This is a genomic window from Mesorhizobium sp. B2-8-9 (assembly GCF_006439475.1).
Classification (GTDB): Bacteria; Pseudomonadota; Alphaproteobacteria; order Rhizobiales; family Rhizobiaceae; genus Mesorhizobium.
This window is the reverse complement of sequence record NZ_VFTQ01000023.1, coordinates 75,724-96,768: the sequence shown is the minus strand read 5'-3', so window position 1 is coordinate 96,768 and position 21,045 is coordinate 75,724. Positions and strand designations below refer to the sequence as shown.

17 protein-coding genes are annotated in these 21,045 nt (G+C 60.6%); 12 read left to right on the top strand and 5 right to left on the bottom strand.

What is annotated here, in order from left to right:
• The first annotated feature begins 177 nt into the window (after positions 1 to 177).
• Together FJ423_RS24185 and FJ423_RS24180 are read left to right on the top strand one after the other, a co-directional pair.
• On the top strand, positions 178 to 2,163 hold the full coding sequence (locus tag FJ423_RS24185; RefSeq protein WP_140845550.1) for a conjugal transfer protein TraG: 1,986 nt from the start codon (positions 178 to 180) through the stop codon (positions 2,161 to 2,163).
• 5 nt (positions 2,164 to 2,168) lie between these two features.
• The gene (locus FJ423_RS24180) at positions 2,169 to 2,606 is read left to right on the top strand and encodes a CopG family transcriptional regulator (protein ID WP_140845549.1); all 438 of its coding nucleotides are present in this window, start codon (positions 2,169 to 2,171) and stop codon (positions 2,604 to 2,606) included.
• A gap of 89 nt (positions 2,607 to 2,695) precedes the next feature.
• On the opposite strand, the gene ehuB is transcribed toward FJ423_RS24180, so the two are convergent.
• Positions 2,696 to 3,934, bottom strand: a complete 1,239-nt coding sequence (gene ehuB / locus FJ423_RS24175; protein ID WP_246680264.1) for an ectoine/hydroxyectoine ABC transporter substrate-binding protein EhuB — start codon at positions 3,932 to 3,934, stop codon at positions 2,696 to 2,698.
• Between ehuB and ligD the strand changes: the two genes are divergently transcribed.
• The gene (gene ligD, locus FJ423_RS24170; protein ID WP_140845548.1) at positions 3,893 to 5,662 is read left to right on the top strand and encodes a DNA ligase D; all 1,770 of its coding nucleotides are present in this window, start codon (positions 3,893 to 3,895) and stop codon (positions 5,660 to 5,662) included. The genes ehuB and ligD overlap by 42 nt on opposite strands.
• Before the next feature lie 11 nt (positions 5,663 to 5,673).
• Here the strand turns inward: ligD and FJ423_RS24165 are convergent, their stop codons facing one another.
• Together FJ423_RS24165 and FJ423_RS24160 are read right to left on the bottom strand one after the other, a co-directional pair.
• The gene (locus tag FJ423_RS24165; RefSeq protein WP_140845547.1) at positions 5,674 to 6,384 is read right to left on the bottom strand and encodes a hypothetical protein; all 711 of its coding nucleotides are present in this window, start codon (positions 6,382 to 6,384) and stop codon (positions 5,674 to 5,676) included.
• A gap of 94 nt (positions 6,385 to 6,478) precedes the next feature.
• On the bottom strand, positions 6,479 to 7,738 hold the full coding sequence (locus tag FJ423_RS24160; protein ID WP_181174886.1) for a GGDEF domain-containing protein: 1,260 nt from the start codon (positions 7,736 to 7,738) through the stop codon (positions 6,479 to 6,481).
• 2,416 nt (positions 7,739 to 10,154) lie between these two features.
• On the opposite strand from FJ423_RS24160, the gene FJ423_RS24140 reads away from it, so the two are divergent.
• Together FJ423_RS24140 and FJ423_RS24135 are read left to right on the top strand one after the other, a co-directional pair.
• A complete protein-coding gene (locus FJ423_RS24140) occupies positions 10,155 to 10,892 on the top strand; it encodes a Crp/Fnr family transcriptional regulator (RefSeq protein ID WP_140845545.1) in 738 nt (245 codons plus the stop codon).
• Positions 10,893 to 10,907: 15 nt separating this feature from the next.
• The gene (locus FJ423_RS24135; protein WP_140695510.1) at positions 10,908 to 11,147 is read left to right on the top strand and encodes a hypothetical protein; all 240 of its coding nucleotides are present in this window, start codon (positions 10,908 to 10,910) and stop codon (positions 11,145 to 11,147) included.
• Positions 11,148 to 11,781: 634 nt separating this feature from the next.
• Here the strand turns inward: FJ423_RS24135 and FJ423_RS24130 are convergent.
• Positions 11,782 to 12,249, bottom strand: a complete 468-nt coding sequence (locus FJ423_RS24130) for an Lrp/AsnC family transcriptional regulator (protein WP_140721070.1) — start codon at positions 12,247 to 12,249, stop codon at positions 11,782 to 11,784.
• A 126-nt stretch (positions 12,250 to 12,375) separates the two neighbouring features.
• Here FJ423_RS24130 and FJ423_RS24125 point away from each other — a divergent pair, with 126 nt between their 5' ends.
• The 3 genes from FJ423_RS24125 to FJ423_RS24115 all read left to right on the top strand — a co-directional run bounded on the left by FJ423_RS24125 (position 12,376) and on the right by FJ423_RS24115 (position 16,888).
• The gene (locus FJ423_RS24125; protein WP_140845544.1) at positions 12,376 to 14,757 is read left to right on the top strand and encodes a transketolase; all 2,382 of its coding nucleotides are present in this window, start codon (positions 12,376 to 12,378) and stop codon (positions 14,755 to 14,757) included.
• 128 nt (positions 14,758 to 14,885) lie between these two features.
• Positions 14,886 to 15,821 (top strand): kinase, encoded by a 936-nt coding sequence (locus tag FJ423_RS24120; protein WP_246680261.1) that lies wholly within the window; start codon positions 14,886 to 14,888, stop codon positions 15,819 to 15,821.
• The gene (locus FJ423_RS24115; protein WP_140845543.1) at positions 15,815 to 16,888 is read left to right on the top strand and encodes a PLP-dependent cysteine synthase family protein; all 1,074 of its coding nucleotides are present in this window, start codon (positions 15,815 to 15,817) and stop codon (positions 16,886 to 16,888) included. The genes FJ423_RS24120 and FJ423_RS24115 overlap by 7 nt, the downstream gene beginning before the upstream one ends.
• On the opposite strand, the gene FJ423_RS24110 is transcribed toward FJ423_RS24115, so the two are convergent.
• Positions 16,883 to 18,220 (bottom strand): threonine synthase, encoded by a 1,338-nt coding sequence (locus FJ423_RS24110; protein WP_140845542.1) that lies wholly within the window; start codon positions 18,218 to 18,220, stop codon positions 16,883 to 16,885. The two genes, FJ423_RS24115 and FJ423_RS24110, sit on opposite strands and share 6 nt — an antisense overlap.
• Here FJ423_RS24110 and FJ423_RS34825 point away from each other — a divergent pair.
• From FJ423_RS34825 to FJ423_RS24090, 4 genes are all read left to right on the top strand, one after another.
• Complete coding sequence (locus FJ423_RS34825; protein WP_348642926.1) at positions 18,111 to 18,614, top strand: helix-turn-helix transcriptional regulator; 504 nt, start codon at positions 18,111 to 18,113, stop codon at positions 18,612 to 18,614. The two genes, FJ423_RS24110 and FJ423_RS34825, sit on opposite strands and share 110 nt — an antisense overlap.
• Before the next feature lie 167 nt (positions 18,615 to 18,781).
• Complete coding sequence (locus tag FJ423_RS24100; RefSeq protein ID WP_140845540.1) at positions 18,782 to 19,510, top strand: LuxR family transcriptional regulator; 729 nt, start codon at positions 18,782 to 18,784, stop codon at positions 19,508 to 19,510.
• A gap of 118 nt (positions 19,511 to 19,628) precedes the next feature.
• Positions 19,629 to 20,192 carry an acyl-homoserine-lactone synthase gene (locus tag FJ423_RS24095; RefSeq protein ID WP_246680259.1) on the top strand — a complete coding sequence of 188 codons (564 nt, stop codon included), beginning with the start codon at positions 19,629 to 19,631 and terminating at the stop codon, positions 20,190 to 20,192.
• A gap of 105 nt (positions 20,193 to 20,297) precedes the next feature.
• Entirely contained in the window at positions 20,298 to 20,996 is a 699-nt protein-coding gene (locus FJ423_RS24090; RefSeq protein ID WP_140845538.1) for a response regulator transcription factor, read from the top strand.
• Positions 20,997 to 21,045 lie beyond the last annotated feature (49 nt).

Sequence of the window (21,045 nt, the reverse complement as noted above, 5' to 3'; positions counted from 1 at the left end):
TGATGTCTGCTACTCAAATGCGCAGTCCAAGAGGACAGCGCCCTCGCTCGCGCCCCTGGCTCTTGGGCTTCCCGATTCCCTGTCTTCCTTGCCGACGGCACGATGCGATGCGATCGGCGTCAGACGGCTGTTGCATCTCGCGTCACCTTGCTGACCTCTCGCCACAAGGAGAAGCGAATGTCGGGAACGAAAGTGCTTTGGGGACAGATTGTCGTGGTCTTCCTGATCGTGCTCCTCACGATCTGGGCCTCGACGCAATGGTCGGCCTGGCAGCTGGGCTATCAGGAGCGGCTGGGAACGCCTTGGTTCGTCATCGGCGGCATGCCAGTCTATTATCCACCCGCCATTTTCTGGTGGTGGTATTTCTACGACGCCTATGCGCCGGCCATCTTCGCGCGTGGGGGTCTGATTGCCGCCTCGGGCGGCTTCATCGCGATCGCCGTAGCGATCGGCATGTCGCTGTGGCGTGCTCGCGAGGCGACGAAGGTCGCGACCTATGGCTCTGCGCGCTGGGCCGAAAGGAGCGAGGTGCAGGCGGCAGGCCTGCTTGCCCCCGACGGCGTGGTGCTGGGGCGCTATGGAACTCACTATCTGCGCCACGACGGGCCTGAGCATGTGCTTTGCTTTGCACCGACGCGTTCGGGAAAGGGTGTCGGGCTTGTTGTGCCTTCGCTGCTGACCTGGCCTGGCTCGGCGATCGTCCATGACATCAAGGGCGAGAATTGGGCTCTGACCGCCGGCTTCCGCGCCCGCCACGGCCGGGTGCTGCTGTTTGATCCGACCAATGCAAGATCGGACGCATACAATCCTTTGCTCGAGGTTCGCAGGGGTGAATGGGAAGTCCGCGATGTGCAAAACATCGCTGACATCTTGGTCGACCCCGAGGGCTCGCTGGAAAGGCGCAACCACTGGGAAAAGACGAGCCACGCGCTCCTGGTCGGCGCCATCCTGCATGTGCTCTATGCCGGACCGGACAAGACGCTTGCCGGCGTCGCCGCCTTCCTGTCCGATCCGAAGCGGCCGATCGAATCGACCTTGGCCGCGATGATGACGACGCCGCATCTGGGGGAGGGCGGTCCGCACCCGGTCATCGCCAGCGCCGCCCGTGAGTTGTTGAACAAGTCGGACAATGAACGCTCCGGCGTGCTCTCGACCGCGATGTCCTTCCTTGGGCTCTATCGCGATCCGGTGGTGGCGGAGGTGACGCGCGCATGCGGCTGGCGCATCGCCGACCTGGTTGCCGATCCTCGTCCGGCGACGCTCTATCTCGTCGTTCCACCCTCCGACATCAGTCGCACCAAGCCGCTGATCCGTCTCATCCTCAACCAGATCGGCCGCCGTCTGACAGAGGATCTGCAGGCCAGGACGGATCGCCATCGATTGCTTCTGATGCTGGACGAGTTCCCGGCGCTGGGACGGCTCGACTTCTTCGAATCCGCGCTCGCTTTCATGGCCGGTTACGGTTTGAAAAGCTTCCTGATCGCGCAGTCGCTCAACCAGATCGAGAAGGCCTACGGCCCAAACAATTCTATTTTGGACAACTGTCATGTACGGGTCAGCTTCGCGACCAATGACGAGCGCACCGCCAAGCGCGTCTCCGATGCACTGGGCACCGCGACCGAGCTGAAGGCGATGAAGAACTATGCCGGTCACCGCCTCTCGCCTTGGCTCGGTCATCTCATGGTTTCGCGTTCGGAGACGGCGCGACCGTTGCTGACACCCGGCGAGATCATGCAACTGCCGGCCGGCGACGAGATCGTCATGCTGGCGGGCACGCCGCCGATCCGGGCGAAGAAGGCGCGCTATTTCGAAGACCCGCGGTTGCGGGAGCGCATTCTGCCGCCACCGGCTGTCACAGCTCGAGCCGAGCCGGAGCCTGACGATTGGACGGCGCTTCCGTCGCCGCTTCCGCCACCCGGGATGGCAGCCGCAACTGCCGTGGCGAAAGTTCAGGAGGAATCGACCGAGTCCGAATTGCGACGTCAGCCCGAGCTCGATCCTCTTCTCCCGGCCGCGGCGGAGCTGCTTCTCGTCAACGAGTTCGAGATCGAAGCGCCTGACGAGACGGATGATCTCGCATCGAGCAGCAGCCGGATGGCTCGCCTTGTTCGGGGCGTGGCGCGTCAGATCGCGCTCGATCCGGACGACGGCATGGAGCTGTGAAGGTCGTGCCATCGAGAAATAAGAAGGTCCAAATTTCCGTCTATCTCGACCCTGCCGTGATGGCATTGCTGGCCGATTATGCCGCCCGGCGCGATCGCTCGCAGTCGCTCGTCGCTGAAGCGGCGATCGCCTCGTTCCTCTCTCCGGATGCCGACGCGCAACGGGAGGCGGCGATCTCCAAACGTCTCGACCGGATCGATCGCCGGATCGCACGGTTGGAGCGCGACGTCGGCATCTCGGTTGAAAGCCATGCGGTCTTCATCCGCTTCTGGCTTGCCACCACTCCGGCCTTGCCTGAGCCGATGGCCCAGGCAGCGCGCGCCAAGGCAAGCGAGCGTTATGAAGCCTTCGTTTCCGCGCTTGGCAGGCGGCTGGCCAAGGGGCCGAGCTTGCGGCAGGAAATCCCCGAGGACATCGCGCCACCCGGCGATCCCGAGCGATAGTGATGTGAGGCGGGCGAAGGCGCCGGCGGAGCTCGCGCGGCGCCTTCAGGTCCTGTCGATTGTTGGACGGCTTCCCGTTGCTGACCCGTTCAGTTGGCGGCTCCGCACAACTGCGAGGTCGTCAATCCTGGCGGCACGTTTTCCGTGGGGCCAAATCCGTACCTTGCCATGATGGAGGCAATCGTGCCGTTCGACATGACCTTGGCCAGCCCTTGATTGTAAAGGTCGCGCAGGTCACCATCATCCTTCCTGAACGCGATCGCGACGTAGCTGATCGACTTCTCGTCGGTCGTGAATGGGTTGGCGCGCTCCAGATCGGGGTTCTTTTTGCCGGCCAGCAGCCCGATCACCGTCGGGGAAGAAAATACCGCGGCGTCGGTGCGGCCGGCGCGCAGTGCCGCGATGTTGGTCTCGATGTCTGGAAACTGCAGGATGCGATCCTGAGGGACGCCCTCGGCGATGGCGTTCTGGATGACGTTGCTGCCGCGGCCGCCGCCCATGATGGTGTCGGATTTCTTGGCAAGATCCGCATAGCTATGGATCGCCTTGGGGTTGCCGGCGAGTACGATCGCCGCGTCGTCCTGCCTCAGGTCGGGAGCGCCGAAGGCGACCTGCTGGCATCGCGGCGGCGTTATCGACAAGCCGGACGCCACGGCATCGAAACGCCCGGCCATCAAGCCAGGAATCAACGCGCCGAACTCGGTGACCTGGAAGTCGACCTGCTTGATGCCGAGGTCGGCGAACGCGGCTCTGAGAAGGTCCGGATGCCAGCCGAGCAACTCGCCGGTTTCTTCCTTCTTGTAGCCCCAAGGCGAGCGGTTGTGGATTCCGATCACGATCCTGCCCTCTCTCAAGACGCGTTCCTTTGTTGTTTCCGCCGTGGCCGGCAGCACAGATCCAACAATTGCGGCATAGGCGATGCAGGCCAGGCCAATGGCAGCCGATCGGGCTCGAAATTTCATCGTGCAGTCCTCCCGTGAGATTAAGTTGCGCGCAGGGGTTCGGCCCCAGCCCTTCAACGCTACGTTGAGGGCCGCCAATGTCAATATAGATATACAAAATATGTACAATATATTGCCGACGCGAGGCAGCGAGAGGCGGCTCACCGCTGGATTGGCCGTTGAGCGGATAGGGCTCAGCGCACGATCATCGCCTACAAGGTGTCGATGAGCTTTCAGAGGTAGCAGCCAACCGCGCAGGCGGCGGGGATCATATTCAATTTTGCTAAACTCTTCGGAACCGATTGCTCCTGCCCGGTTTGAATCCCGGTCCAGGAGTTCGAGAGCATGCGCAAATCGACCGGTCACCTCGCCTTCATCGAATTCCAATCACCGACGCTGGTCGAGAACGCTCCTGCCGACACGGACTGGCTGAACGAAATCAAATACGATGGCTACCGGACCGAGCTTATCGTTGAAGGTGGCGCGGCACGTGCCTTCACTCGTCGCGGCTATGACTGGTCGCATCGGTACAAGCGTATCGTCCAGGCGGCGGCGAACCTGCCGGTCCGATCCGCGATCATTGACGGAGAAGCTGTGGTTCTCGGCAACACCGGCCTGCCGGACTTCCAAGCTCTCGAGCGGGAGTTGGCAAACCCGAACTCGCCGAAGCTCATGTTCTTTGCGTTCGATCTTCTGCACCTCAACGGCCGCGACCTTCGACAGCAGCCGCTGATCGAGCGGAAAGCCGCGCTGCAAAAGCTCCTGCAGGAAACGGCTCCAACACTGACCTATGCCGAACACCTGCAAATTAGCGGCAAGGACGTGTTCGACCATGCCTGCCGGATGGGGTTGGAGGGGGTGGTCTCAAAGCGCGCTGACTCTCTCTACCGTTCCGGTGTGCAAACGAGCTGGCTCAAGGTGAAGTGCGTCAAGAGCGACACCTTCCCGATTGTCGCTTTCGTCGAAAAGCTCGGCGCGCAACCACGCCGCATTGCTTCCCTCTATATCGGCAGATGGCAGGGCGAGCGGCTGCTCTATGCGGGAAAGGCGCAAAGCGGCTATACGCTGGAGGCAGCCCGGCGGATTCGCGAGCGGCTTGATCCGCTAATCATCAGCAAATCACCTCTATCGGAACCCATCAAAAAGCCCAAGGCAACGTGGGTCCGGCCGGAGGTGCTGGCGGAGGTGCAATTCAGTGGCGTGACCGACCGAGGCATCTTGCGCGAGGCCGTGTTCAAGGGATTGCGCGAGGATCTCCAGGTGATCCCGGCGAAGCCGCCGTCGCCCTCCAAGCGCAGGTTGGAGGGCCAACATGGCGTGCCTCGCGAGAACATTCTCCAGCTGTTACCCGATGCGGTTGCACCTTCCAAGGAAGAGCTTGCGGGCTACTGGCGGCGGGTGGCCGACCGAGCGCTGGTTTATCTGGGCCGAAGACCTCTGAAGCTGGTTCGCCATGCGTCCGGGGCTACTTTCTACCATAAGGGACCGCTGCCGCCGATACCTGCGTCGGTGCACCAGCTGCGGGTGCAAAAACGCGAAGGCGGCGAAGGCGTCCGGGTTTGGGTGGATGATCTCGACGGCTTCCTCGGCTTGGTCGAAATGGATGCTGTCGAGTTACACCCTTGGAACGCCACTATTGACGACATCGAGCATCCGGATCAGCTCGTGCTCGACCTCGATCCGGGCGAAGACGTGCCATGGGATGCGGTGATCGAGGCGGCGCTGTCGCTACGTGACATCATGGAAGCGGCTGGGTTGCGGAGCTGGCCGAAGCTCACCGGAGGCAAAGGCATTCACCTGACGGCTCCGCTGGCTTCGGGTGCGACCCACGACAAGGCGCGGCAATTGGCCAGATCGCTCGCCCAGTGCCTCATTGATGCCAAGCCGGACCGTTACCTCTTGTCAGCCGATCCGGCCGCCCGAGGTGGTCGCATCTTCCTCGACTATCTTCGCAACGGGCGCGGCAATACTGCAGTCGGTACGTTCTCGCCACGAGCGCGGCCCGGCTTTCCTATTGCCCATCCTGTCACATGGACTCAGATCGAGCGGGGAATCCAGCCGGACGCCTTCACCATCGACCATCCATTCAGGGCTGCTGTTCGAAAGGTGGCATAGTGAGAAGTCGCTTAACTTGCCGCGTTCAATTCACCCTTCTTGGAAGCGAAGGCGAGTAGCCACGCGGCCCAAACAACGTTTAAGACCTCCGCCACTTCGATGCCGATGACGTGCGCTTGTGAAAAGCCGTCAGAACCGGCGGTCCAGCCTTGCACCCAGTAAGCGAGCCCGGAGAGCGCCATCAGGTACGCGATGGGCCGCGGAATTTTCGCCGTTCGCGCAACTGTGACAGCGAGGAGGACAAAAGCGAGCCCCAACGCAAAAGCTGCGTAGCTCCTCGTTCCCCATTCCAGCCAACGGATGGCCTCAGCAGTTGCAAAACGGGCCGCCTTCTCTGCCTCGGGAGCCTTCACCCAAGCGAGCACGGCCTGCTTAAGTGCGACCCCATCGACCGCCAGCACGACTCCGCACAGAGCAAAACTCACCACTGTCAAAACCGCGCCAAATCGCCCGGTCCACCTGGCTGTTTCGCCCTGAAGGTTAAGGCCAAAGAACAGCGTCAGGAGACCCGCGAGCAGGATGGCGGTGCAAGCGAACTGGGCAACATGGACGACAGCCCAAGCGCCGCTGGCGGCATACCCTTCGAAAATAACGGGGTGATTGTTGGCGTCCCCGCCAGCATGGAACAACGTAACGATCACATAGAGTATTTGCCCCACCAGAAGCAACGATGCCGAAAGACGCAGCGCCGGTCGGCGATCAGATTCTACATTGGTTTCCACGACGGTCCTCCCCACGAACCATGCGCATTTTCAAGTTTCCGCTCCCTACCTAGAGTGTCAAGAAAAAACGCGCACGAAGGCGTCGATCGAGGCATCAACGCGTCGAGTGAATGTGTTTGCGCCCCGCTCGGTCCAGTCTGTGAACCAGGACCCGGTTGCGGCCCATTTGCTTGGCCAGATAGAGTGCGGCGTCTGCGTGACGCTGTAGCTGTTCCGGTGAAATGGCTTCGTCAGCGGTCTGAACTGCAACTCCAATGCTGAGAGTGACGCTGCGCGAGACGCGCGATCCTGGGTTGGGCAAAGCGGCGGCCTCAACGCTCTTACGAACCCGTTCAGCCACTGAGACAGCCTCTTCCTCTGTCACCCCGGGCAGCAGCACGAGGAACTCTTCCCCACCGTAGCGGGCAACATGATCTCGATCGCGCCTGACGTTTTCCTGGATAATGTTGGCGACCTCCACCAGACAGCGATCGCCCTCGGCATGGCCGAGGTGATCGTTCAGCTTCTTGAAGTGATCAATGTCGCACATCAGCATCGCGGCCCCGTCGAGGCAGCGTTGCTCGGTTCCCCACAGATGGTCGAGCGTTTCCGTCATCCAGCGCCGGTTGGCGATGCCCGTGAGCGGATCGGTCTTCGCCAGCAGTTCCAGCCGATCGTTCGCCTTGGCCAATTCGGCGACCCTGCGGCGGTCGCGCAACTCAAACAGGAGACTCTTTTGAGCGAGAATTGTCATGATGCGACGGGCTGCAACCGTCGCGAACAGACCGCTGGCGAAGAACAGCGTTCCATCGATCGCGCTGCCATGCTCAATGGCCGGATTCTGCACCTGAAACACGAGATACAGTCCGAGCGCCAGCGCCGCAATCGCGACTGTCCAGACGAGCGGGATGCCAAAGATGATGATAGCTGTAATGGCTACGAACAGCATGACGTTCAATTGCCGTTCATAGAACTCGCCGCCAGCGGCTACGCCGACCAAGGCCACGGACAGCAAAATCAGGAACATACCTGTAATCAGCGAACCCCCTTCGAGCCAAGAAGGGCGCGGCTTCCGCCATATGAGCACCACTGCGATGACGGCAGGCGGGATAATGGCTCCAGGCAGGAGCATAGATTGCGCAATTGCGGTTGGGAGCACCAGCATGTTGAGCGCCAGCGTCACAAGATCCAATACGGCCACCCAGATCATCCAGGCACGGATGATCTTCGCCGTTTGCGACCAGACCCGTGCCCGAAACAGACGCCTGACCTCACCTCTGAGGCGGATGTCGCGCGTTCGGCGCGCCAGAAGCCGGTCGACTTCAGCAATTAAGGCAGGATCATCCTGCACATCGATGTGCGTAAGATTTGACACAGTCGAGAGCCCTTACGCTTTCTCCTGATCATCCATTCGGACCCCACCCGGAGTTCCGTAAAGGCCAAGGGTGTCAAACTATCCTGAAGATTTCATTTCCAGGCGTGGTGTGTTCCAAGAACCTAGGCTGCAGCCAAGGACGTGGGCATCCGGCTGGAAGCCCTGACCGGCGCACCGTGCTCTGCGCGAGATCAACTCTTGGATTTTGGTGTCTCGCGTTCGAGAGTTCTTCGGTCGTTCGTGTTCTGAGATGGCGCGTCGCCGCGCCTTAGGTTTCCGCAGCGGTTTTTTGCTTTGCGTCAAAACCTCAAATGAGACTAGTTTCTCATGTATTCCGCTCAGGGAGCTCTGCATACCGATTTCTCAAGGAGCTAACCAAGCTGGCGTGTTCAGTTCGGCCGAGATCGCCTTGTTGGCACGCGTGCTCGAAGATTGAAACCGATGGTCAATCGCTTCGGCGACGTGAAGCGCTCGTGTCTCGCGCTGTAGCAAACTGTCAGGCAGGAATTGGAGACGAGGAAGAATTGGCATCGGCCTCAAAGCTGCCGCTCGGACGCTAATGTCCATACCTAGGCGGCCAAATATTGGCAGGTGCCTAGACTAGGCCTTCTTGGCAATGCGGAGCTTTGAAAACAATTTCCACAATTCCGTCTCGTCAGTTATTCCCCTATCGAAGGCTGCAATAATTTCGCACGCAAGATGTTCCCTCTGCTCCTCGTCTTTGAGGGTCAGACGTCGCTCTCTGCACAGTTGGTCAAATACCCTCTGAAGGATGTCGACATCGCAAGGCGCGTACACGCCGCTGTATTTCTTGAAGGCCACTGCGCTTCTGTCCCCCCGGACCCGAGCAAACTGAACTGTATGATCGCGCTCCGTGCCAAACTTGGGCGCTAGTAATCGCATGCCGCGCAATCCGAACGAGTGGCGATATTTGGCCCTTCTGCCGCCTATCGGAACCGCTCCAAATCTGGACCCGAGAGCATGCTTTTGTTGCGCTCAGCCGCTCTAGCGATTGCGGCACCGATCTCGTGGCGTATTGGGCCTGATTCCAGCGTTGCGCCAAAATTTCATATCTTCAGCGAGTTGAATGACCCACGTCGAATTCACGCGGCCTCCCTCGTCCACGCGTGACCGCCAGAAAGCCGCTGGAGCGACTGGCCATGCCGTCGAGCCAGGTTCCTCTCGGCGTCAAGCAACTCGTGCTCCCCAGTCAAGCCGTTCATAAAAAGCTTGAGCAAATGGGACGCCAAGCGTTCCCCTTGTTCCGAAGCGGATAAAATGCCGCGCTCAGCGCAGATCGCCCGAAGAACCCGAGCTAGCATCTCGATTTCGCTCGCCTCCAAAAACCGACCTGGATACAGCATGACGTCCGCTCCCGAAAAGCCCGTTGATCCAGCGTTTACGCAACGTCAGGTACGGCTCGCGATTACCTATGATAGTCTCATTCTTTTTTTCCGATCTAATGCCGCCAAGACTCCTGTTCCGGGCGAGAGGCCGTTGGAGCAGGATCAATTCTGTCCATGCACGCAAACCGCGATGCAAAGGTTCCGGGTGCACAAACTATCGGTGACGAGACGATGATGCCTTCTAGAGCTCACGAAAACTTCGTTGAGCATGGAGGCGACGCAGCTCTCGCCAAGACTCGACTTCAGCAATTTCAGTGGTGCGCAAGCTTAGAACGGTTTCTTTATGCCCCGATAACATGTGTTATTCTGCGGGAACAGGTCACGGCCTAGCTTGGAGGTTCAGGAAAGGCATAGTGGCGTGCGGGGAGGCACCATGAATTTCGTGAGAAATGGCGTCGGTCCGTTTGAGGCCGCCATGGTCGCGGTCATGACCTTAGCGGCGATCGGAATCATACTCGTCATTGTCGTAGGGATTTACTGAATTTCCCTCCGTCCGTTCATCGTCAGATCACGAATGCCCGCCAGTCACCCCAACGCAACAGCTCGATCCCACCCGCACAATCAAAGAAGATCAGGACGTGAAGGATCGCGTCTGTGCGCTCCGGCACCCGCCTATATGGATTGGCAGCCGCCGGGGGGGCGGTGCAGGCGCGAACGCCGCTTAGAAATCAACGGATGAGCGGAACGAACATCGAACGGCGTCGTTACCGAGCGTTGTGAATCATACCTCTTTGGAACCACGCTTATGCCGATTACCTCGGGCCGCGACCTCGTGCAGAGGCTTCTGGAAGAAATCATTACCAAGGCACAAGCGCGAGAGTTGGTCTCTCTACTCGGCACGAATTGGTCTTCGCTCGTGCGAGAGGCCAAAGCCATCACCAACAAGCCGCGGCCGCCGGGACTGCGCTCGTAAGACTTTCCAAGCTCGCGCTTGGCAGCAAAGCCGCCCGCCAAATGGAACATTAGCGCCTGATCCAGGTTCGGTACGCAACTCAACCTGGTCATCCAACTTGGCACATGTCCTTTCCCCGAACGTTTTGATCCGTAAGCTTCAGAACATCTCCGATCTGACCCAGTCAGATATAGCTATTTTAGAAGGCATTCCGCTTTCAAAGAGGGACTATCATGCAAACGAGGATATTGTACGCGAGGGCGATCGACCTACTCATTCATTTGTGGTGTTGGAGGGCTTGGTGGGATCCACCAAGCTTACCGGCGAGGGCAAACGGCAGATCACGTCCTTCTTTGTTCCGGGAGATGTTCCCGATCTGCACGGTATGCATCTCTCGGTTCTGGACTGCACCTTTTCATCGCTCGCGCGCGCCAGTCTGGGCTTCATGCGGCATGATGCTATGCGAGCCATCTGCGACCGACATGCCTCCATAGCCGCTATATTTTGGCGCTCGACGCTGATCGACGCAGCGATATACCGAGAATGGGTTACCAACGTTGGAAGGCGCGACGCCTATACCCGTATGGCTCACATATTGTGCGAACTGATCGTCCGCCTTCACTCGATGGGGATTATCAAAGATCATGTAGCCAATCTCCCGGTCACGCAGGCAGCCCTTGCCGACGCGTTGGGCCTGTCAACTGTCCACGTGAACCGAGTGCTTCAGGAGCTGCGACGCAACGGCCTTATATTTACCGAGGGCACCCGATTTCATGCTGTTGATTGGGCCGGGCTCGTCCGAGCCGGAGATTTTGACGCCACCTACTTGCATCAAAGGACCGAAACAACATTCTGATGGCGAGCTGGTGCGATGGCGAGATACTTCTTTGATAGCGGTGATCGCGACGTTGTCCTCAAGGATGAGGTAGGCATCGAATGCGATGGGATCGGGAGCGCGCGTCATCAGGCCATAGAAGGTTTGGTAGACCTGACGAGAGAATTCCTTAAGGACCTCAATGGCCAGGAGTTGTTCATCGAAATCCGCAACGAGCATGGAGAAAAGCTGGCAAGGTTGAGCCTATCTCTGCATGCGCAACCGAGCGCTCAATGAAGGTTAGGGGTTTCCGTGACTGGCGGCGGTCTTTGCCGCTTGGACGCAGACTCTTGATGATCGCTGACCGCCTATGTCGCCCGTAATGAGCATATCGCGACGCCAGAAATTGACAGTCGGCATCACCGCAAGCAAAGCAATTCGACCGCTTGTCAATTTGGAAAGCGCTTGGATTGCTTTGCATTCCTGTACAACCCGCGGTGGCGGAGAACAAAGCGGCGTGGACATGATCCCGGTCCCTGTGGGACAACACTTGCACCGGCTTCTCCGATGAATCAGATCGGAAGAGTTTCGGAAACGTGAGTCGATTGGAAGCCTACGTCCAAGTGAAGAAGCGCTTTCCCGTTCTTATCGAGCAGCGAAATAAAGCTTGCTTGGCCGACGTCCCTTACAGCCACGGCAGCCGGAATCTTGATGGTGCCCAGCGTAGCTGAACGTCGGATAACGGAGTACCTGTCGGCACTTGGCAAATTTGTTTGACATGTGTCGGCAAGGCCGAAATAGGGATTGCCGTAGCTCTCGCGTGTGGCACGAGGGGAATGCATCTGTGGGTGAAATGCCACCCTGGTAGGTGACGGGTGCCCAGCCTCGCTTCAGTTGCCGCCGCCAGGGCCGTCGCAGAATACTTGCTCGTTCAAATGGGCAGCACTTCCGAGCGCTTGACCTGGCCCAGGGCAAAGCTGCTTTCGATCGAAGCGATGTTGTCCAGCCGCGTCAGCTTGTCCTTGATGAACCGCTCATAGGCCTCGAGGTCGCGCACCACGATGCGCATCAGGTAATCGCGCTGGCCGGTCATCAGATAGCAGTCGACAACCTCCGGCCAGCGCAGCACGGCCTGCGAGAAACGGTCGAGATCGTCCTCGCGTTGCCGTTCAAGCTTAATCGACGCGAAAGCGCTGATCGGCAGGCCGAGCTTCTTCTGGTCGACGACCACGGTGTAGCCCTTGATGACGCCGGCGCTCTCCAGGAGCCTGACGCGCCGCGCGCAAGGCGAGGGCGACAGACCGACGGCTTCGGCGAGGTCGTTCGAAGTCGCCTTGGCGTTCTTCTGCAGCGCGGCGATGATCTTCAGGTCAATTGCGTCGAGCGCTGGATTTGGCATGCTTGCCTCGTTCGGGCGCCGTTATTGGCTGGATCAGCCAATATCATCGATCGGTTTGCGCAAGAATAGTCACATTCGGAAGATCGACGCAGGTATCGTTGAGCCGCGATTTCACAGGAGCCGACGATGACGATCCTTTCCGAGCTTGAGCGCAAGGTTCTCTGGCTGGCCGTCTGGATGATCCATCACGCCAATCATCTTCGGGCGTCGACGGACGGCCTCAAGGTCGGTGGCCACCAGGCGTCGTCGGCGTCCGCGTCGACCTTGATGACGGCGCTCTATTTCCAGATCCTGAGGCCGCAGGACCGCGTCGCCGTCAAGCCGCATGCCAGCCCGGTGTTCCATGCCATCCAATATCTGTTCGGCAAGCAGACGCTCGAGCAGCTGCAGGATTTTCGTGGCTATCGCGGCGCGCAATCCTATCCGTCCCGAACCAAGGACATTGACGATGTCGATTTCTCGACCGGGTCGGTTGGACTGGGCGTGGCGCAGACCCTGTTCTCCTCCCTGGTCCAGGATTATGTCAGGGCAAAAGGCTGGAAGACTGACCAGCCGGAAGGCCGGATGGTCGCCCTGCTCGGCGACGCCGAAATGGACGAAGGCAATATCTTCGAGGCGCTTCTCGAGGGCTGGAAGCACGGCCTGCGCAACACGTGGTGGATCGTCGATTACAACAGGCAGAGCCTCGACGCGGTAGTGCGCGAAGGCCTGTGGCAGCGTTTCGAATCCATCTTTCGCAACTTCGGCTGGGATGTGGTGATCCTGAAACATGGGACGTTGCAACAGGCAGCCTTCGAGGAAGAGGGCGGCGAAAAGCTGCGGACCTGGATCGATGCATGCCCCAATCAGCTCTATTCCGCGCTGACCTTCCAGGGCGGCGCTGCCTGGCGCAGACGCCTGCTGGACGATCTGGGCGATCAGGGTCCGGTCACGCGCCTGATCGAGAAGCGCAGCGACGACGACCTTGCGGCCCTGATGGCAAACCTCGGCGGCCACGATCTGGCGAGCATCATCGATGCGTTCGAGGAAGCGCGCGGACATGATCGTCCGACCTGCTTCATCGCCTATACGATCAAGGGCTTCGGCCTGCCGCTGGCCGGCCACAAAGACAATCACGCCGGACTGATGACACCGACGCAGGTCGACGTGCTGCGGCAAGGCATGGGAGTCCGCGAGGGCCGCGAATGGGACATGTTCGAGGGCCTTGCCTATGACGAGGCTGCGATACGATCCTTCCTCGCGTCGTCGCCTTTTGCGCAGCCAGCCCCGCGTCGTCACAAAGCCCCAGCTGTTCCGGTGCCAGCGCGCATCGGCTTCGGCGCTCAGCCGGCCATGTCGACACAACAAGGTTTCGGGCTTTTGATGCACGAGATCGCAAAATCGGACAGCGAGTTTGCAAGCCGTGTCGTCACGACATCCCCCGACGTCACCGTCTCGACCAATCTCGGCGCCTGGGTAAACAAGCGGGGTCTGTTCGCGCGCGGCGACCAGGCGGACATTTTCCGCCAGGAGCGCATTCCCTCCACCTTCAACTGGACGTTTGCGCCGTCGGGACAGCATATCGAACTGGGCATTTCGGAGATGAACCTTTTCACGATGCTTTCGGCGCTCGGGCTATCGCACTCGCTTCACGGCGAGCGCCTGCTTCCCGTCGGCACGCTCTACGATCCCTTCATCGAGCGCGGTCTCGATGCGCTCAACTATGCCTGTTACCAGGACGCCCGCTTTATCCTGGCGGCGACGCCCTCCGGCGTGACGCTGGCTCCAGAAGGCGGAGCGCATCAGTCGATCGCCACGCCGCTGATCGGCATGGCGCAGGACGGTCTGGCGACGTTCGAGCCTGCCTATGTCGATGAACTGGCAATCATCCTGCGTTGGGCATTCGACTACATGCAGCGTACCGGCGAAGCCGAGCCTGACGACCATACCTGGCTGCGAGATCAGACTGGAGGTTCGGTCTACTTGAGGCTCTCGACGCGCTTGATCGAGCAGCCGACACGCCCGATGGAAAGTAAGCTGGCGCGCGACATCGTCGATGGCGCCTACTGGCTGCGCCCGCCCGGGCCAAACGCCGACCTGGTGATAGCTTATTCCGGCGCAGTCGGGCCGGAAGCGGTACAGGCGCTGGGATTGATGGCCGGCGATCGGCGCGATGTCGGGCTTCTGGCCGTGACCTCGGCCGATCGGCTGAACGCCGGCTGGTCAGCCGCGGCCCGGGCGCGCCAGTACGGCCATCCGCGCGCTTCAAGTCATGTCGAGCGCCTTTTTGCCGGTCTTCCGGCGTCCTGCGCCATCGTGACGGTGTTGGACGGGCACCCCGCGACGCTCGCCTGGCTGGGGTCGGTCCATGGCCACCGTACACGCGCTTTGGGCGTCGAGCATTTCGGCCAGACCGGCACGATCGCCGATCTCTACCGGCATTACGCGATCGATGCGCAAGGTATCATGGCTGCAGCGCAGGCGGTTTCGGTTGGCCGGCCGCTGAGGCACCTCGGCTCCGCCGCCTGACCATCGATCACCCGCCTCCCGGCCGGCTCCTTCGACAGGAAGCCGTCAATACCGGAATTCCTTGAGGGCGGGCATCAGCCGTCGGCGCCATTCTCCTCCGCTGCGAGAAAACCATGGGGGGAATGGAAATGGCTGGCGGCGATCCTATGAGCCGTGAAACGCTGCGCTCTGCGATCGGGACGGGAGCGGCGATCGCGCATCACGGCGAGCTCATCCAAGGCGTCTTCAAGGATGATGGCGGGCGCCTTCATCGCGGGCTGGTCACGCTGCCGATCGCCGGTTTGAGGTCCGAGGCGACCTTTGCCAGAACCGATGGCGATGCGGTCATTGTCCACCCCGATCATAAGATCAAGGCGTCGGCAGCGGCGCGGCTCACGCTCGATTTCTTGAATGTGACCAGTGGTGGCGTGCTGACACTTCAAAGCTCGATTCCCGTGGGGCACGGCTATGGCTCATCGACCGCGGACGTCGTCGCTTCCATTCGCGCTGTGGCTGCAGCCCTCAAGGTCCAGTTGCGGCCCTCGAGCATCGGGCGTCTCGCCGTTGCCGCCGAGCGCGCCAGCGACGCGATCGCATTCGATGAGCATGCGGTCTTGTTCGCGCAACGCGAGGGCACGGTGATCGAGAATTTCGGCGGCTCGCTGCCGCCGCTGCTACTGGTCGGGTTCAAGGCGAATGGCGGCGTCCCGGTCGACACATTGCAGCTGCCGCCGGCGCGCTACGACAGTGCCGAAATCCAGGAATTCGGCGTGCTTCGGGCGCTGGTGGCGCGCGCGGTTTACCGTCAGGATCCAAATCTTCTCGGACGCGCCGCCTCGGCCAGCGCCGTGATCAGTCAACGGCACTTGCCGAAACAACGGTTCGACGAGATCGCCGAAATCGCCAGGCGAGCCGGGGCCTGCGGGGTGCAAGTCGCCCATAGCGGCTCGTTGTTTGGTCTGATTTTCGATCTTTTCGCATCGAACCTGAAGCGACGGGCAGCTTTGACCGCACAACAGATAAGACGCGCCGGCTTCAAGGACGTCGAGGTCCATCTGGTCAATGCGGAGGGCTGGACATGGTGACCCTCGCAGTCGACTATTTCAGGGACCTTGAGACCCCACGCCTTGCTCGCCTGGCGCCAAATCTGGTGGCGGCGGCTTTTCCGTTGATGAAGCTGATGCCGGCCCGCTACATTCTGGATTGGGCTGCGTCGAATGGCGAATTGAAGGCAGGCTCCCACATCGTCGAGACGACGTCCGGCACGTTCGGCATGGCGGTGGCGCTGCTCGCGGCGGCGCGTGGCTATCGCCTTACCCTCGTCACCGCTTCGACGCTTATCGATGCCAAATACAAAGCCCGGCTGGAGCGCATCGGCGCCACGGTCATAGCGCTCGACGATCCACGCGGCGACGGCAATCAGCCTGGTCGGCTCGAGCGCCTGCAGGAAATCCTGGCCACGGAGCCGGACGGCTTCTGGACCCGCCAATACGACAGTCCGGGGAACTGGCTTGCCTATGCGCGGCTGGCTGAACTTTTCATCCGGGCAATGGGAAAGGTCGATTGTCTGGTCGGCTGCGTCGGGACGGGCGGTTCGCTATGCGGCACCGCGTCCTTTCTGCGTACGGTCTTTCCCCATCTGACGGTATTTGCCGTCGATACCCATTGCAGCATTCTGTTTGGGCAGCCCATCGGCAAACGCATGCTGCGGGGCCTGGGCAACAGCGTTCTGCCGAAAAACGTCAGGCATGAGCTTGTCGACGAGATCCATTGGGTCGGCGCCTATCCGGCGTATCTGAGCGCGCACCGTTTGTTGCGCGAGCACGGCATCTTCATGGGGCCGACCAGCGGCGCCGCTGCGTTGGTGGCGCGGTGGGCTGCAACGACCCTTCCGGACGCACAGGTCGCGGTCATCATGCCTGACGAAGGCCATCGCCATGCCGAGACCGTCTACAATGACGACTGGCTTGCAACCTTGCCTGGCTGGCCCTGCAAGGAACCGTCTGAGCCGAGGACGCTGACGACAATCGCACCGGCGGCAGAGACGCAATGGACGCGCTTTCTTTGGCTGCGGCGCAGTCTCGACGATGTGCTCAAAACCCAGGCAGCAAGTGCAGTGCCCTCGGCTATCGGTGCGGTGGAGAATCTATGAGGCGAGATCCAGCCCGCTTTTGTCGAGCCAGCCCCAGGCGTCTTGGGTCGTCCGGAAGATCCGATCGTGTTCGTTCGATCCAGTGGACCGATCGAGGTCCTTGAGACCGCTGGCGGTCACGACGGCCACGACGCGGTCGGTGGCTGCGATGACCCCTTGGTCCTTCAACGTCGATATGGCGATCAGCGGCGTGACCGACGCCAGTTCGGCAAAGATTCCTTCGTCGCGCGCAAGGCGTTCCTGCATCGCGATCAGGCCATGATTGTCGACGGGGACCGCGTGCCCGCCGGATTCGCGCAGAGCCTTCAAAGCCTGGAACGTGCTGCGCGGCGTGCCGATCGATACGGCAAGACTGTCGAAGAGCATCTTGCGCTCACTCAAGGCATCGGCACCGCTGGCAAGGGCGTCCGCCAACGACCCGTGCACCTCCGCGGCGACGAGACGGGGCAGCTGCGTGATGGTCCTTTGGGCGTACAACTCGCAAAAACCCGCCCACAGGCCGGACAACGCATCGCCATAGCAGACCGGCAGGACGCACCAGTCCGGCGCCGCGCCATCCGATTGCTCGACGATCTCGTAGGCGATCGTCTTGTAGCCCTCGATGCCGAGCGGATGGCTGCCGACGACCGGGCCGTGATAGGGCGAGGCGACGAACCAGTCATAGCGGCCAGCCGCCTGTTCCAGCAGCGACCATCGGTCCATTTTGTTGACCAAGGGCAGCACCGTCGCGCCATATTTTCGGATCTGCGCCAGCATCGCGCCGGCCGACCCGGCGAAAGTAGTGACAACGCACTTCAGCCCGGCTCTGGAAGCGTAGGCCGCCAGCGAAGCGCCGGCGTTGCCAGAAGACGCGGTCGCGACGACCTTCGCGCCACGTGCGCGCGCCACGCTCACCGCGACGGTCGAGAAGCGATCCTTATGCGACCAGGTCGGGTTCCGGCCTTCGTCCTTGATTGCGAGGTTGGGCACGCCGAGAAGCGCGCCGATGCGAGGCGCGGCAAGCAAGGGTGTCAAACCCTCGCCAAGGCTCACTGCATCCGCGGCTGTGCAAGGCAGCATATGCGCAAAACGCCATAGCGAGCGCGAGGCGGTGGCGCCGTCCAGAGGATGAGGGGGAGGATCCGGATAAACCGGCCGAAGATTTGCGGGTGCGGTCTCCTGACACCGCGCGCACCCTTTGGAGTCGATGGTGATATCGGCGGGGTAGGCGGCACCGCATCGGATGCAGACGAATTCCAGAACCCGGCTTTCTTCCCTTCCGGGTCGGCTAATGTCGCTTGAGGAATGCACGGAACTGTTGTGCGCGAGGTCGCGAAACGGCCGGCTCGGCATGGCTATTCCTGTGTCAGGAAACGATGAATTCGCTGGTTGTTTCAAACAGCCAACAGCACCGCTGTCAATGCGGAATGTGCACTATAGTGTGTCGCACCATAGTGCGCGTCGTAGCATCCGTTGTTTGATGAAACTTCGCGGCGTTTTTGGTTTGAACGTGCAGCGGCTACGGAGAGAAAGAAAACTGTCTCAGGAGCAGTTGTCTTTCGTTTCGGGCCGCACGCGAGCCTATATCAGCAGCGTCGAGGCCGGTCGGCGAAACGCCACGCTGGATACAGTCGAGATCCTGGCGAAGGCTTTGGATGTCGAGCCGCAAGAGTTGATCGCGGCCGTTCCATCGAATCGGCGAGCAGTCCGCGGGACAAAGCAGACGACCCCAAAGTCAGCGGAATGAAGCGCGGTCTGTTCAGCCAGCATTGATACGGCTTTCAGGCTCTTTATCTTTGTGCCAGCTAATTGACTCCTGAAGTGTACATTCGGCGCAAGTCCCATTGAATATATCGCATCTGTGACCGTAAGTTTCTGGCCGGGACGGGGCCTGACTCTTGTCGAGGTCTGCCGATGGAGATCGATAGTCTTGTCGGGTTGTTTGCAGCGATCTCGAGGATCGATGCCGCGTGCTCGGTGGATGGTATCCTCCAAGAGTTCCGCTCTGCCATCGAGCGTTACGGCCTGCGTTATTTTCTGATCACCGGCCTGCCGGTGCCGCACGACACCGACTGGAAGCGAGAGATCCTGGTCGATGGTTGGCCGCCCGAATGGTATCTTCGCTACATGTCAGAGGATTACTTTTCGCATGATCCCTGCGTCGCGCAGTGCCGGCATTCGTCGAAGCCGTTCCTGTGGGAGGAACTGCCGCCGGCAAAGCTTGTTGCGCGCGCAAAGCTGGTGATGGACGAAGCGGCGGATTTCGGAATGGGCCAAGGCCTCTGTGTTCCCGTCCACGTGCCGCTGGCGGGCCCAGGCGTCGTCACGGCAGCGGGCGATCGGATTGAAATAGCGCCGAGCGTCGTGCCGTTCATCGAGACGCTTTGCGTGCATACGTTCCGACGCCTGTCAGGGCTGGAAGAACCGGGCCAGTCCGTTGAGGCCGCGCCCTTGACGCCGCGCGAGCGCGAACTCCTGGAGTGGAGCGCCGAAGGCAAATCGAACGAAGACATCGCCTGCATCCTGGGCGTCACAAGGAACACGGTTGAGAGCCATCAGCGCAACATTCGAGGCAAGCTCGATGCAGCCAACGTCTCGCATGCCATCGTCAAAGCTCTGCGGCGACAGGAAATCCAGATTTAGCAATACCTGAATACCATCATACGGGCATGAAGCGTGTTTTCCTACGACCTCCACTTTTGGAGGCGTCATGGTCCGTATTCATCTGGTCACCTGGGAAAACAGGAAGCAGTATAGAAAAGTGCTGGAGCGCTATTTTCGTATCCGGTACGACATTTACGTCAAGCATAGACGCTGGCGCGCCGTCGCCCGGCCCATCAACATCGAGATCGACGCCTTCGACAACGAGCACGCCCTTTATGTTCTGGCGCTCGATACCAACGGCAGGATCGTCGGCGGCTCGCGTCTTGTACCGACCCTGCAGCCGCATCTCATGAGCGAGGTCTTCCCGGTTCTCGCCGGCGGCACGCCTCCGCGAGCGGCTGATATCTTCGAATGGACGCGGTTTTTTGTCGTCCCATCGCTTCGCACGCACGGGGCCTCGTCGCCGATCGCCGGCTTTGTTCTGTGCGGCCTTCTCGAGACGGCGCAAAGTCTGGGGATTCGACAGATCAGCGTGGTGTGCGAAACATTCTGGCCGAAACGCCTGCGTGCGCTTGGCTGGACGCTTTACGAACTCGGCAATGCTCTCGAGCATCCGGATGGCGATATCATCGCGCTGCTGATCGATGTCACGCCTGAGGCGATTGAGCAGACGCGCCGCGCTTACGGCATCAACGGCGTCATTTTGGCGGATAAAAGTTAGGCTGATTGCACCGGCAGCTGAAGCTTGCCCGCCAGGGGATATTGTCATCGCGCCCATTTGCGCGGTAGTCAGCGCTATGGTGCACCGAATTCGGTTGATGGACTCATGATGCCGCTGGTCCTGATGGCTTCGAAGGACCCGGATTTCTTTCTGGTTTTCGGGCATATCCTTTCAGTAGCCGGCTTTGAAACCCGCCTGATCACGGCAGACAAGGAGATTGCGCGTGCCATCAAGGTCGACATGCCGCTTGCCGTTATCCTGGACTGTCAGCCGGGCGACCGCGCAATCGCCAAGCAATGCCTGTCGCTGAAGTCGTCCGAAGCGACAAGAGCAACGCCTCTTGCAGGTTTGGTCGCGCCTCGTTCCGGTAAACTGCACCTGGACCTTATCAAGGCGGGCGTCGACGAGATATTTTCGCGTCCGTTTGCGCCCGAGCAGCTTTTGACCTGGCTGCATGGCAGAGCAGGTGTCGCGAAGCTCGCGCGCGAAACCAAGACAGGCGATCTGGTGCAGGGCGATTTCCGCTTGGACCGACAGACGCACCGGACCTTCTTCAGGCAAAAAGAAATCGTTATGCCGCCGATCGAATTCAAGCTGTTGCGCAGCCTTCTGGCGCAACCTGGCAAGGTCTTCAGCCGGGAGGAACTGGTCGCGACCGCATGGCCTGAACACGCCGCCGCAACCGATATACGGGGTGTTGACGTTCATATTGCCAGGTTGCGCAAAAGGCTTCGGGCATCTGTGGGAAGCGATGTGATCCGGACCGTCCGCTCTGCCGGTTACGCATTCGCGCCGGACTGGTAGTCCGCGCGGCGATGCCGGCACCGGTCTGATCGTCATGTTGACGATCGCG

Coding starts and splice junctions, on each gene's coding strand:
- FJ423_RS24185 (WP_140845550.1), top strand. CDS start 178: ATGTCGGGAACGAAAGTGCTTTGGGGACAGATTGTCGTGGTCTTCCTG.
- ligD (WP_140845548.1), top strand. CDS start 3,893: ATGCGCAAATCGACCGGTCACCTCGCCTTCATCGAATTCCAATCACCG.
- FJ423_RS24135 (WP_140695510.1), top strand. CDS start 10,908: ATGGCGAGATACTTCTTTGATAGCGGTGATCGCGACGTTGTCCTCAAG.
- FJ423_RS24130 (WP_140721070.1), bottom strand. CDS start 12,249: ATGCCAAATCCAGCGCTCGACGCAATTGACCTGAAGATCATCGCCGCG.
- FJ423_RS24125 (WP_140845544.1), top strand. CDS start 12,376: ATGACGATCCTTTCCGAGCTTGAGCGCAAGGTTCTCTGGCTGGCCGTC.
- FJ423_RS24120 (WP_246680261.1), top strand. CDS start 14,886: ATGGCTGGCGGCGATCCTATGAGCCGTGAAACGCTGCGCTCTGCGATC.
- FJ423_RS24115 (WP_140845543.1), top strand. CDS start 15,815: ATGGTGACCCTCGCAGTCGACTATTTCAGGGACCTTGAGACCCCACGC.
- FJ423_RS34825 (WP_348642926.1), top strand. CDS start 18,111: ATGCAGACGAATTCCAGAACCCGGCTTTCTTCCCTTCCGGGTCGGCTA.
- FJ423_RS24110 (WP_140845542.1), bottom strand. CDS start 18,220: ATGCCGAGCCGGCCGTTTCGCGACCTCGCGCACAACAGTTCCGTGCAT.
- FJ423_RS24100 (WP_140845540.1), top strand. CDS start 18,782: ATGGAGATCGATAGTCTTGTCGGGTTGTTTGCAGCGATCTCGAGGATC.
- FJ423_RS24090 (WP_140845538.1), top strand. CDS start 20,298: ATGATGCCGCTGGTCCTGATGGCTTCGAAGGACCCGGATTTCTTTCTG.